At 61.3% G+C, this 13,075-nt stretch carries 11 protein-coding genes; 2 read left to right on the plus strand and 9 right to left on the minus strand.

Annotation, left to right across the window (positions count from 1 at the left end):
• Nucleotides 1-51 precede the first annotated feature (51 nt).
• The gene (locus tag DL1_RS21020; protein WP_051693641.1) at nt 52-1,386 is read left to right on the plus strand and encodes a DUF2793 domain-containing protein; all 1,335 of its coding nucleotides are present in this window, start codon (nt 52-54) and stop codon (nt 1,384-1,386) included.
• On the opposite strand, the gene DL1_RS16960 is transcribed toward DL1_RS21020, so the two are convergent.
• From DL1_RS16960 to DL1_RS16985, 6 genes are all read right to left on the minus strand, one after another.
• Nucleotides 1,356-2,798, minus strand: coding sequence for a phosphohexomutase domain-containing protein (locus DL1_RS16960; RefSeq protein ID WP_038068469.1), 1,443 nt, complete (start codon nt 2,796-2,798; stop codon nt 1,356-1,358). The genes DL1_RS21020 and DL1_RS16960 overlap by 31 nt on opposite strands.
• Nucleotides 2,785-4,203 carry a mannose-1-phosphate guanylyltransferase/mannose-6-phosphate isomerase gene (locus DL1_RS16965; RefSeq protein WP_038068471.1) on the minus strand — a complete coding sequence of 473 codons (1,419 nt, stop codon included), beginning with the start codon at nt 4,201-4,203 and terminating at the stop codon, nt 2,785-2,787. The genes DL1_RS16960 and DL1_RS16965 overlap by 14 nt, the downstream gene beginning before the upstream one ends.
• Before the next feature lie 190 nt (nt 4,204-4,393).
• Complete coding sequence (glf, locus tag DL1_RS16970; RefSeq protein ID WP_038068474.1) at nt 4,394-5,539, minus strand: UDP-galactopyranose mutase; 1,146 nt, start codon at nt 5,537-5,539, stop codon at nt 4,394-4,396.
• A 99-nt stretch (nt 5,540-5,638) separates the two neighbouring features.
• Nucleotides 5,639-7,669, minus strand: coding sequence for a calcium-binding protein (locus DL1_RS22260; protein ID WP_162178768.1), 2,031 nt, complete (start codon nt 7,667-7,669; stop codon nt 5,639-5,641).
• A gap of 250 nt (nt 7,670-7,919) precedes the next feature.
• On the minus strand, nt 7,920-8,573 hold the full coding sequence (locus DL1_RS16980) for an ABC transporter ATP-binding protein (protein WP_038068479.1): 654 nt from the start codon (nt 8,571-8,573) through the stop codon (nt 7,920-7,922).
• 9 nt (nt 8,574-8,582) lie between these two features.
• The gene (locus DL1_RS16985) at nt 8,583-9,689 is read right to left on the minus strand and encodes a KpsE/RkpR family capsule polysaccharide export protein (RefSeq protein WP_038068501.1); all 1,107 of its coding nucleotides are present in this window, start codon (nt 9,687-9,689) and stop codon (nt 8,583-8,585) included.
• Between the two features lie 314 nt (nt 9,690-10,003).
• Between DL1_RS16985 and DL1_RS16990 the strand changes: the two genes are divergently transcribed.
• Entirely contained in the window at nt 10,004-10,762 is a 759-nt protein-coding gene (locus DL1_RS16990) for an ABC transporter permease (RefSeq protein WP_074854933.1), read from the plus strand.
• Here DL1_RS16990 and DL1_RS16995 read toward each other — a convergent pair.
• The 3 genes from DL1_RS16995 to DL1_RS17005 form a co-directional block, all read right to left on the minus strand.
• A complete protein-coding gene (locus tag DL1_RS16995) occupies nt 10,759-11,754 on the minus strand; it encodes a glycosyltransferase (protein ID WP_038068482.1) in 996 nt (331 codons plus the stop codon). The two genes, DL1_RS16990 and DL1_RS16995, sit on opposite strands and share 4 nt — an antisense overlap.
• Nucleotides 11,755-11,861: 107 nt before the next feature.
• On the minus strand, nt 11,862-12,746 hold the full coding sequence (rfbA, locus tag DL1_RS17000) for a glucose-1-phosphate thymidylyltransferase RfbA (protein WP_038068486.1): 885 nt from the start codon (nt 12,744-12,746) through the stop codon (nt 11,862-11,864).
• Nucleotides 12,743-13,075: sugar nucleotide-binding protein (locus tag DL1_RS17005; protein ID WP_038068488.1), on the minus strand; the 333-nt coding region annotated here is incomplete at its 5' end. The genes rfbA and DL1_RS17005, both read right to left, overlap by 4 nt.

Below are 13,075 nucleotides of genomic sequence, written 5' to 3' on the forward strand. Positions count from 1 at the left end.
GATTTGCCTCATAAGGTGCTGACCCGATCACAGCGCAAGAGGCCCTTTCTCATGTCGGACAGTTCTCCTCGCCTTGGCCTGCCATTTCTTCTGCCGAGCCAGGCGCAAAAACATGTCACCCATAACGAGGCGCTTCAGCGTCTCGATCTGATCACCCAGCTTGTCTTGGAGGCGCGCGCGGCCGAGATGCCGCCGGTCGTGCCACAGGTCGGGCAAATCCATGCGTTGTCGTCGTCGCCGCAAGGGGACTGGGCGGGCAAGGGTGGTATGCTCGCACAATGGAGTGGCGAGGATTGGGTCTTTCTGGCCCCGATGGAGGGGTGGCGCGGCTGGGATCGTGCAACGGAAACGCTCTGCGTCTTCACCGATGGTGTCTGGGAGGAGCTTGGACCGGATCTGCAGAACCTTGCAGGTGTGGGGGTTGGTACGCAGTCTGACGCGACAAATCGGCTGGCGGTGGCCTCGGATGCGAGCCTGTTTACCCATGCGGGCTCTGATCACCGGGTGAAGCTGAATAAGGCGGCATCCGCTGATACGGCCTCTTTGCTGTATCAAAGCAGCTGGACCGGGCATGCGGAAGTCGGACTTGCCGGGGACAACGATCTGCATATCAAGGTCTCAGCCGATGGCAGCACTTGGACCGAGGCGCTGCGGGTCGATGCTGCGACCGGGCGGCTCAACGGGGCTGCCATTCAGCAAAGCGCGAGTGATACCGCTGACGGCCGTTTGATGGCGGTCGGGGCGTTTGGTCTGGGGGCATCGACCTCTATGCCGATCGTCGTGGATGCCGATAATTGCCTGAGCACGGGCTTTTGGTCTGGCACGCCGGGGAGTAGCAATCTGCCGCTGGCGGTGGCGGGAATCTTGCGGGTCTGGCGGTCCTTCGATCTCGTCTTGCAGGAGTTTACGACCGGCGCGCAATCCTATCAGCGGCAATCCGAGGATGGTGGCGCGAGCTGGCAGGCGTGGAAGGCGTTTGCGGGTGTGCTGCTGGGGCCGGTGTCGCAGGCTGCGGGCCAGTCGACGGGGGCGGTGATCGAGCGGGGGGCCAATGGGAATGGCGCATATACCCGGCTCGCGGATGGGACGCAGAGCTGCTGGACCGAGCTGGATGCCGGGTCGTCTCTGGCGCTTGGTACGGGAAGTCGCAGCGCGCCCTATCGTACCGCAGATTTCGACTGGGATTTCCCGATGGCCTTTGTCGCGCCGCCGAGTGTCACGGCGGTGGCCGTCGTCGATGCGGCGGGGCCGGAGCGGTTGCATTTCGTATCGCTGCGGAGCGTGTCGGCCAGCGGGGTGGTGCAGGGCTCTGCGGTGAGGTTCTCGGATGCGACGACGCCAGCGAGCGTGACGGTTCAGCTTTGTGCTACGGGGCGTTGGGTCTGAGCGAGGCGCGTCTCCACCGATTTTCGACACTGTTTCAGGCATTTTTCAGCCGCGAATTGTGTCTCGGCCTCTGTGTAGATCCGCAATTCCGGCGCGTTGCCGGAGCGGCGGATGTGCAGGATACGACCGCAGGCGAATCCGATGCGCAGCCCATCGATGCGTGAGATTTCGCGCTCCGGGCCCATATCCGGGACAAGGCGTTGTCTTGCGTCGGCGTTGCGGGTCAGGTGATCGATCAAAGCGTGAGAGGCGCTGGTTTCGACGCCTGCGATCCGGTCGGAGGCGGTGAAGCGCCGGGGGAGGGCGGCGCGCCGTTCCGCGAGGCTTTGGCCCGTCCTGCGGATTTGCGACAGCACGGCGATCATCGGTAAAAGGCTGTCGCGGGTGAGCAACGGGGCCAGCATACCTGCTGGTCCCTGCACCTCGAATCCAAGAAGAAAGCCGCCATTGGCCTCGTATCCTGCGAGGCGCGCGCCGGGCGCGCAGCGTTGGCGCGCGTACATTGCCGCGATGACATAGGGAGAGCCGATCTTTGTGAAATGGGTGTGCTGGATCCCGGGGAGCGCGGTGATCAGGCTGTTTGATGTGATCGGCGTGCAAATCTCACTGGCGCCGAGATCGCGAGACGCGCAGGCACCAAGGACGTCGCCCGGCCAGACCTGACCGGTTGCGTCGGTCAACAGGGGCCGGTCCGCATCCGCGTCTGTCGAGAGAACCGCATCAACCGAATGTGCGGCACAAAACGTCTCTATTTCAGCACGAATTTCGGAGTCCAGCGCCTCTGTATCAAGCGGGCGAAAGCTGTTGGAGCGTCCGAAGGGGATGACCTGCGCGCACAGTTCGGTAAGACTTGTGACCATCAGATCGCGCGCGACGGAGCTATGCTGAAAAACCCCAAGACGCAGGCCGCGCAGTGCATCGGCCCCGAACGCTGTGTGATAGCGGGCGCGATACTCGGAAGTTGGATCATTGACCGCCACAGCCGGGCCGCGAGGACCGGTCGCTGGGGGGCGGTTCAACGCGGCGGAGATCGCTTGCTCATCGGATTTGGTGATCTCGCCCGCGGGTCGGAAGAATTTCAATCCGTTTCGGTCCGCGGCCAGATGGCTGCCGGTGACCATGATCGCGGCGTGGCCCCGCACTATCGCGCGATGAGCCAGCGCGGGCGTGGGAAGCGCGCCGCAGTCATGGACCGTGATGCCCTCGGTCTGAAGGGTGTCGCAAAGCCATGCTGAGAGGGCGCGCGAAGAGGGGCGCAGGTCGTGGCCCAGATGGACGACTCCGCCTGTCGGGCCGGTGGCGAGAAAGGCGCGGGTGTGATCGGCTATGCAGGCGCGCGTCAGAAGCTCGATGCGCCCGCGCAGGCCGCTTGTGCCGAACCGGGGCGTGTCGTGTGGCTCATTTGCGGGCATAGACGTCGTCAAAGCGGGTGATGTCATCCTCTCCCAGATAGGCGCCGGTCTGAACCTCGATCAGCACCACTGGCAGTTTCCCGGGGTTTTCCAGCCGATGCACCGCGCCCACCGGAATGTAGATCGACTGAGTTTCGGTCATGAGCTGCTCTGTGTTGTTGATGGTCACCCGCGCGGTGCCCTGCACAACGATCCAATGCTCTGAGCGGTGATGGTGCGATTGCAGTGAGAGCGCGGCCCCGGGGCGCACGACGATGCGCTTGACCTGAAAGCGGTTGCCCTGAACGAGGCTTTCAAACCATCCCCAAGGTCGATGATCCTTGGGAAAGCAGCTGGCCTGTCGCGCCTGTTTCTTGGAGAGAGCCGCCACGGCCTGTTTCACATCCTGAGCGCGGCTGGCATCGGCGACCAGCACGGCATCGGGCATCGCAATCGCGATGATGTTCTTGAGGCCAATGCCGACCACCTCCATCGCGCTGTCCTCTGAACGCAGCAACGTGTCTTCGCAATCGAGCGCGGTGGCATGTTCCGAGGTGACGACGCCCTTGGAATCGGGAGTGCTTTCGCGCCAAACGGCGGTCCAGCCCCCCAGATCACTCCAGCCCGCATCATAGGGAATGACACGAAGATTGTCGGCCTTCTCCATGATGGCATAGTCGATCGAGATATCTTGCGCGCGCGACCACGGGACCCGCGCGAGCCTGTGAAAATTCAGGTCGGGCTCGCAATCCTCCACGGCCTGTTTCACGGGGTCGATCAGTTCGGGCGCGTGGTGGTGATAGGCTTCGAGCAGGCAGCGCGCTGAGGCAAGAAAGATCCCCGCATTCGAGAGGTATCGACCCGCAGAGACCATTTCGGCGGCGCGATCCGGGTCCGGCTTTTCGACAAAGGAACGCGGGCGCGGCGGTTCGTAATCGGCCTGCGGGCGCTCGGCCAGTTCAAGATAGCCATAGGCGGTTTCGGGATGGGTGGGGGTGATCCCAAATGTCACAATCTCGCCCGCCCGCGCGGGTCCAAGGCCCGCCTCAATGGCCGCGAGAAAGGCATCGGCATCGGAGAGCAGATGGTCGGAGGGGGCGATCAGCATTAGCGCGTCGGGATCTTTGCGCGCGAGCCAGAGCGCTGCGGCGAGAATGGCGGGGGCGGTGTTGCGCCCCTCCGGTTCAAGCAAGATGGTGCCGGGCGTCACATCGATCTCGGCAAGCTGTTCGGTCACGATGAAGCGAAAATCGCTATTCGTGACGATCACCGGCGGGTCAAATCGCGGACCGCAAAGCCGTTTGGCTGCGGCCTGAAACAGCGTCGTTTCCCCGATCAGCGGAACGAATTGCTTGGGGTAGGACTCGCGCGAAAGAGGCCATAGCCGCGTTCCCGCTCCGCCGCATAGCAGAACTGGTGTCACCATTGAAATCGCCCACTCAAATTCCACACGAGAAAGGTGAATATTGTCGGCGGTTTGGTAAATAAATCATGAAGAGATCCCCGTGAGGTGAGGATTCCTTAAATTTCCCCCGGCGAGCCCGAGCTGATCCGCAGCGTCATCAAACGGGGTGAAGCGCCCGGGCCATTGGGTGAGCCCGGGCGGTGTTATGCGCTCAGAGTGGCGCCACGCAGAAGGCGGGCATCGTAGCACCCGTCTCGACACTTTCGAGGAAAGTCCGGCTGGTATCGAGCGCCTCGCGGATCGTTACATCCATATCGAGGTAGCGATAGGTGCCCAGACGCCCGACAAAGGTGACATCGGGCGCGGTCTCTGCCATCGCCACGTAGTCGGCCAGCAGGGCTTTCTCTTTGACCTGACGGATCGGGTAATAGGGAATGTCATCGGGCTCGCAGGCCCGCGAGAACTCGCGATAGCAGACCGAGCCCTCGTGGCTTTCCCAAGGCGAGAAATGCTTGTGCTCGGTGATCCGTGTGTAGGGGACGGATTCCTCACCGTAATTCATCACAGCGCAGCCTTGGTAGTCGCCCTCATAGGTGAAGCGCTCGAAATCGAGCGTGCGATAGCCCAACCGCCCGCGTTCGTAATCGAAATAGCCATCCAGCGGGCCCGAATAGAAGACGTGATCGTAGGGTTCGCCCATCTCGCGGGTGAAGCGCGTCTCAAGCTGCACGGTGATGCCCGGATGATCGAGAATGCGCTCGATCATCTGCGTGTAGCCGTTCTCGGGCATGCCCTGAAAGCGGTGGAAGAAATAGTTGTCGTCGTAATTGAAGCGCACCGGCAGACGTTTGAGGATCGCGGCGGGAAGCTCTGTCGGAGAGACGCCCCACTGCTTGATCGTGTAGCCTTTGAAAAACGCCTCATAGAGATCGGCCCCCACGAAACGCATTGCCTGCTCTTCGAAATTCTGCGGATCGGTGATGCTGGTATCGGCCTGTTGCTCGATGAAGGCGCGGGCCTCATCGGGGCGCATCGTGCGATTGTAGAACTGGTTGATCGTGTGCAGGTTGATCGGCAGCGAAAACACCTGATCGCGCGAGGTCGTCTTCACACGGTTCTTATAGGGCTGGAAGGTCTCGAAGCTGTTGACGTAGTCCCAGACCTCTTCGTCATCGGTATGGAAGATGTGGGGGCCGTAGACATGCACCATGACGCCGGTTTCAGCGTCGCGTTCGGTGTGGCAATTGCCGCCGACATGGGCACGGCTGTCGACGATCGTGATGTTATGGCCAGCCTCAGCCAATTTGCGACCAATTACAGCGCCCGACAATCCTGCGCCCACAAGCAAAATGTTCATCTAGAAATCCTAACCGCATGCCAGTTTGTCCGCGTTTTCTCATGGGAACGGCGGAAAGGCAATTGGCGCGGACCTCACATCGGTGGAGGACGGTATGCGTTAGAGGAAGATGAAATCAGATGCGTGGAGATCGGAGGGGGCAAGCCCCTGTAACAGAACCTCTCCGCCGTCCCATTCGATCAAGACACCGCGCGATGTCGTCGTCAGATCGAGCTGGCCGAGCCTCTCCACGCCGACTTCAAGGACCAGCCGGTCGGCGCTGATCTCGAAATCGGTGATCTCGTTGCGGTTCGACAGTTTCGAGAAGTTGAACCGGTCATAGCCGCTACCGCCGGTGAGAATGTCAAAGCCGCTTCCGCCAGACAGTGTGTCGTTCCCGGTGCCGCCCAAAAGGCGATCATTTTCGGCACCTCCGTTGAGCCAATCATTGCCGTCCCCACCGTCCAGGACATCATTCCCGCGCTCGCCCATGAGACGATCATTCCCTGCATGTCCCCAAAGCCTGTCCTGCCCGTCGCCACCCCAGAGAATGTCGTCCTGTGCGTCGCCATAAAGCTGATCGTGACCACTTCCGCCAATCAGCGTGTCACTTCCGTTCCCGCCAAACAGCGTATCACTGCCGATATCCCCGGTGAGCCTATCGTCCCCATTGCCGCCGCGCAGGGTCAGGTTGGCGGCGACTTGCGGCGGGTTAGCCGCCTGTTCATCCGAAAGGACCATCGGCGGTCGGTTCGCGTTCGATGTGATCGCGTCGAGCACTTGCCCGGCGCTCAGGCGGCCACCATCGGCGCTGCGAATAAGCGTCTCTTCGCCGCCCCGAAAGGTCAGCACTGCGCCCCAGGACTTCGATTGCACCCGCAATGCGCTGGCATCATAGAGCATCGGCACCGCGGTCAGGTCGATCCGGTCCTGATCGGGGTCGAAATCGGTGATCTCGTCGCGCGCATCATCCGCGTTGAGCACGAAAAGATCCGCGCCCGTGCCGCCGCTGAGCGTGTCTTGCTTCCATCCATCGACCAGAATATCGGCGCCATTGCTGCCGCGCAGGTGGCTGTTCGTCGAGCCACCGATCAACAGATCGCTTTTGGTGGTGCCGGTCAGCGTCCCACCATTCGTGCTCGCCACGATCCCTTGCTGCGCGAGATCAACGCTCAAGCGGCTGATTCCGGGCGTCGCATCCGAGCTTGCGAGGATCTCAAGGCGGCCTTGATCGACAAAACTGGTCAGGGCGGAGATTTTCTCCAGCCCGGCGTCATTCGTGTCGGCGAGGCTGTCGAGATGGATAAGGCGGCCTTGCGGCGTGAGGGTGAACAGGCTCAGCCCGGCATCACCGCCGCCTGCGATCACATAGGTCCACTCGCCCGATTGTGTCACGCTCATGCTTTGCGTGCGGCCAAAGCGCGTATCAAGCGTGTCGATGAGGTGATCGGTGACCGAAAGCGATCCGTCGCGCCCCAATTCAAGCACGGTGAGCACGCCGCTCTCGCCAATTTCGGCCGCTGACGAGACCAGCGCAAAGCAGCGCCCCTCGATCGTGACCATTTCCAGCCCGGTCGGGATCGCACACAGACCAAGCCCGGACTCGACGCCAAGTGCGCTGCGTGCGGTCAGCTCTCCGGACGCTGAGATTTCGAAGGCCGAAACGCCCAGCTCGCTTGCGGACAGGGTCAGCAGGTAGTCCTTGCCCGCGAAGCGCACGGTTTCCATCGCTGCCGGGCTTTGCAGATAGATGCTGTTGGTGTCGTGATAGGTGGACTGGCTTACATAGCCGCCCTTGGCCGCAGGCGCGAAGATCTCGAGCGTCCGGGCGTCCTGCATCGCGTAGACAAAGCCATTTTGCGAGATCGCGAAGGCTGGCCCTTCATGGCAATAGAGATCGGGCAGGCCCAGCCGCACCGAGCCGCCAAGATCGCCATTCGCCGAAAGCGAGACCCCGAACACTCCGTCCTGCGTGCTGCTCCCCAGCACCAGAATTTGCTGCGCGTTCCCGGTGGTGATCACGTGGCAATCGCCGGTGACGTTATAGGACATTGAGGTGGAATAGCTCATCGTGTCGATGCGCTGGGCCGATCCGTTGGCGGCGAGCTGAAAGCTCGTCACGCCACCATTGGGGCCGTTTACGGCAAGCACAATAGGCCCGGCTGTACCGTCGACCACCTCCAAACTGCGGATGTCAAAAGACAAATCTTCCCACGACGCGCCGAGAAGCGCGCGAAATCCAAGATCCCACATGTTCCTGAACCCCCGTTCACCAAACCCGTGTCTGGTATAGCGGGAGAGCCGCCAAGAACTGCCGAATGAAATCGGGCAAAACTGTGGCGAATAATGAGGATTTGATCCGCAGTTTTTTCAAACCGACTGAGAAATTCTCAGCTTCTTGTTAGCGAAGAAGTGCTTCGTGCTCTGCGATGGCCTCATCGAGATCGTCGAAATAATAGAGCTTTCCGCGGTCGAGAAGGATCCCGGCATCGCAGAAGTCGCGCATCTCTTTCATATTATGGCTGACAAGGATGGCGCTGCTGTCGCGCATCCGATCGCGAAAGACAACGCGGCTTTTGTTGCGAAACCGGGCATCGCCCACCGCCGTGACCTCATCGACGAGATAGGTGTCGAACCGGATCCCCATCGAGGTGCCAAAGGTCAGACGCGATTTCATCCCCGAGGAGTAGGTGCGAACGGGCATGTGGAAATGTTTGCCCAGCTCGGAGAAATCTTCGACGAATGCCATCAGGCTGTCCGTGTCCACGCCGTAGATTCGCGCAACGAACCGCACGTTCTGCGCTCCGGTAAGTGCAGGGTGGAATGAGCCGCCGAACGCTACGGGCCAAGAAATCGTGCCATCGGAGACGACGCGCCCGCTATCGGGCGCCATGATCCCCGCGATGATCTGGATCAGCGTCGATTTCCCCGCACCGTTGCGCCCCAGAAGGCCAAGCGATTTTCCGGTCGGCAGCGTGAGATCGAGCGTGTCGATGACGATCTTGCGCTCGCCGCCGACCCAGAAGCTCTTGGAGAGTTGTTCGAAACGGATCATCGCCTCTCCTCAGTTCCGGTCGCGGACCGAATAGAAGATCAGAACCGCGATCCCCCAGCTCAGGATAAGAAACAGGGCCGCGAGACCGAACAACAGGGAGCGCTGCGGATATTCCGCGGAATCGGCGAGCGTCGGCTTGATGAAGGTTGCGAGATAGCGGGTCTGCCGCTGCGCGTTGTCATAGGCCAGGTCGCGGGCGCTCAGCGCAGAGAGATGGACCTGCTCGGCAAATTTCAGATCGACCGTCAGCCCCTCGAACTCGCTCATCAAGGCGGGGTAGTCCTTGCCGGTACCAGGTACGATCGTGGTCGCAAGGCTCTGGCGTTCGTTGGCGATGCGCTGCCGGATCGCGTCGATCCGTCTTTTGGCCTGGGCGACGCGCGGATCATCGGCACTGGTCGAGGCGGACAGCTCGTCCAGCGAGACCATGTCCTGCGCCAATTCCTGTTGCAGGCTGTTGGTGACACCCATCCGACCCTCAATATCCGACTGCAGATCGATGATCTGGGTGCGGGTGCGGAATTCTGTCAGCTTCTCTCGCGCAGTGCGCAGGCGATCTTCGGCCACCTTGAGATCGCTATTGGCATAGCGGATTGCATCTTCGCGGGCTGAATCGTTGAGGCCGTTCACCATCGTCTGGCTTTCCGCGACGATTTCCTTTGCGATTTTCTGCGCCATATCGGGGGTGAACGCGGTGACTTCGACCTGAATGAGCCCCGTGCTGCTGTTATAGGTCACGCGCACGATACGGCCCCAGTAATCGGTGAGATCCTCAATCGTGGCATTTGGCTGCAAAGCAAAGACCGGATCCGAGCTCCAGTAGGACGAATAATAATCCCGCAGGTGCAGCTTTTTGTCGACCTCTGCCGCAAGCGCCTGACTGCGGATGAACTGATAGAGCACAGCGCTGTCGGGCGAGGACGAGCCGCCTGTGAAGCTGGCAAGTCCGCCAAGAAGAGAGCTGGGGGCTTTTTCATCGGCTGTGCGCACGGTGAAGCCGACCGTCGAGGCATAGCGGTCATCTGCCACGCCCCACAGATAGACGCTCACCACGAAAAGCGGAAACAGGACGATCGCGCAAAAGCTGATAAGCACGCCCCAATGGCGTTTGCGCATGCGTGCGGGACGCGCCAGAGACCGGGTTTCGATAAATTTGGGGCCCGGGTTTTTCTTTATGCCCTTGGGGTCTTGGTTCTGCTCTCCCACCTGGGCCGATTTGGTCTGGGCTGGTGGGGTCGTCCCTTGTTTTGGGGACGCATCGTTATTGTTATCGCTTGTCAAAGCTTCATCCTGAGAACACTCTTTGCAATCGGTCGAGAGGCTAACATAATAGGAGAAGAAATAACCATCGCAAAGGTGCGCCTTTCTTGACCTCCTCGCCGCTGAAGCCCGCAGAGCGCCCCGGACAGGGCCTGTCCCGGAATTTCCGCATGTCACGCACTGTGACTGCCCTGATTTTGCGTGAAATGTCAACGCGTTATGGCAGGTCTCCCGGTGGGTATATCTGGGCGATTATCGAGCCGCTTGGCGCGATTTTGTTGATGAGCCTCGGGTTTTCGCTGCTGGTGCGTTCGCCGCCGCTTGGCAACAGCTTTATCCTATTTTTCGCCACCGGATATGTGCCGTTCAGCTTTTATATGAACATTTCGAACAATACGGCGCGCTCATTCCGGTTCTCTGGAGCTCTTTTGTCCTATCCGGTGGTGAAATGGGTCGATGCGATCGTGGCTCGCGCGCTTTTGAACGCGCTGACTGGGTTTCTTGTTTCCTATCTGATGCTCGGGATCTTCATCGTCATCCAGCAGGATCCGATCGCGCTGAATTTTGGTCCGATTGTCGAGGCGATGTCCTTGGCCTTGCTGCTGGGAGTGGCGGTTGGCACGCTGAACTGCGCCTTGATGGGGTTGATCACGATCTGGGATCAGGTTTGGTCAATCGCGATGCGCCCGCTGTTTCTCGCCTCGGGGGTGATCATCTTGCATGATCAGCTTCCCGAAACCGCACAGAATATTCTGTGGTTCAATCCTCTGATGCACATCACCGGGATCATGCGGCGCGGGTTTTATCCCGATTATCAGGCGGATTACGCATCGGTGCCTTACGTGGTCGGCGTGAGCCTCGTCTTGCTGTTTCTGGGCGTCGTTCTGCTGGGACGCTTCCACCAGAAGATCCTGAACAGCGGAGGTTAGGGCTTTTGGGCCCAGCTCAGCACTTTGCGGTGAGGGGTGCCGGTGCGCCGGAGCAACCCGTCGCGTACGGCCCGCGCGATCAGGCCGAGAAAGCGCAGCCGTTCGCCGGGATGGTGGCGCGCCTTGATGAGCCAGCGCGGAAGGATGATCACCAGCACCGGCCAGAACATCCAACCTGAGGCCATCCGGTAGAGCAGCAACAGGTTGCGGTGGTAGTAATAGACTTTCCAGAGCGGGTGGAATCGCCCCCGTTGCGAGCTGGCGAAGGTGGAACAATCATGCTCGAACCGGATGTCGGGGGTGAATGCTATGCGGCCGCCACGGGTCGAGAGTCCAAGCGTATAAAGCCCGTCATCGCCGTAGAGAAACAGGCCCGGGTCGGGCAATCCTGCCAGCTCCAGCCCTCGGCGCGAAATGAAGAAGCCCACGAAAGAGGTCACGTCGATCGCGGTGTCGTGGTCTGCATCATAGGCATCGGGCGAGAGGTGAAAGCCGTTGCGCCCGCGCCGCAAGGTCCGCCAGAACGCGCGGCCATGCGAGAACGGGTTGCGCGAGGGGCGGTTCATCTCGCAGATCCGGCCATCGGGAAAATAGACGGCGGCGGCCAGCGCATCCCATTGCGACAGGTCGCGGGCTTGGAAGGCGGCCAGCGCGCCGGGCTCGGGGCGGGCGTCGTCATCCATCACGACCATCCAATCCGGGTCGTAGCGCTCGCGCGCCAGCGACATGCCCCCCGCAAATCCGCCCGCGCCGCCAAGGTTTGACGCGCTGCTCTCGACAAGCAACCGCGGATCATCTTGCGCGGCGAGCCACGCTCCGGTGCCATCATCGGATGCATTGTCAAACACGACGACCGCGTGCAGGGTCTCGGGCGCTGTCTCAAGCAGCCGCGCGATTGTCACCTTCAGCTGAGCCAAGCGGTTATAGGTCACGACAACCGCGACGAGCCGCGTCGCGGCCGTCTGTTGCAGGCTCGATATGGGCTGCGTCATCGCCAAGTCTTAGTCCTTCGCATCTTCGCGCGATCGCATCGAGCACATAGGCGCGCCATTTTGGGATGGGGTGCCTGCGTTCGAATGCGATACGGCGGCTTTGTCTGTCACGGTTGGTTTTCGTCCAGCAGGCGCCGCAAATAGGCGCCGTAGCTGTTCTTGCCGAACTGTTCGGCGTGCTCGGCCAAGGCATCCGCCGAAATCCAGCCGCTGGCAAAGGCGATCTCGTCGGGGCTGCCGCTTTGCAGGCCTTGTCGTTGCGAAAGTGTGCGCACGAAATTGCCCGCATCCAGCAGGCTCGCATGGGTGCCGGTATCCAGCCAGGCATAGCCGCGCCCCATCCGCTCGACCGCAAGCGCGCCATCGGCGAGATACATCTCAAGCAGCGTCGTGATTTCCAGCTCGCCACGCTCTGAGGGGGTGACGGAGCGCGCCCGCTCCGAGGCGGTTTCGTCAAGGAAATAAAGTCCCGTCACCGCATAGCTGGAGGGTGGGACCTCCGGCTTCTCGATGATAGCGCGGGCCTGTCCATTGGCATCGAAATCGACCACGCCATAGCGCTCTGGATCGGCGACGTGATAGCCAAACACCGTGCCGCCCGCCGTGTTGCGATCCGCCAGATGCAGCAGCTCGGGCAGGCCGTGACCAAAGAAAATATTGTCTCCCAGCACCATTGCAGAGGGCGCGCCGTCGAGGAAATCCTCCGCCAGCAGATAGGCCTGCGCCAAGCCCTCGGGGGCGGGCTGCACGATATAGGTCAGCGAAATGCCCCATTGGCTGCCATCGCCAAGCGTGCGCTGGAACTGCTCTTGATCCTGCGGGGTCGTGATCACCGCGATCTCGCGAATCCCCGCCAGCATCAGCGTGCTCAGCGGGTAATAGATCATCGGTTTGTCATAGATCGGCAGAAGCTGCTTGGAGATGCCGATCGTGATCGGAAACAGCCGCGTGCCGGTGCCGCCAGCCAGAATGATGCCCTTGCGCCGTGTCATGCCAGCACCTCCAATTCACTCAGAATGTCGTCGAGCCCCGCGCGCCAATCCGGGGGCGCGATGCCGAACGCCTCTTGCAAGGCGGTGCCGTCGAGCCGCGAGTTGAGCGGGCGCGTGGCAGGTGTCGGATACTCCACGGACGGAATACCGGTGAGCGCCACATCGCGTCCCGCGCGGGCAAAAATCTCAGCCGCGAAGTCTTTCCAGCTGACCCACGGGGCGCCCCCATAATGGTAGACGCCGCCCGCATGACCCGCGCACATCGCCTCGGCCATGCGCAGCAGCGTGGCGGCGATCTCGGCGGCAGGGGTCGGGCCGCCGATCTGATC

The sequence above is a fragment of the Thioclava dalianensis genome (genome assembly GCF_000715505.1).
GTDB lineage: Bacteria > Pseudomonadota > Alphaproteobacteria > Rhodobacterales > Rhodobacteraceae > Thioclava > Thioclava dalianensis.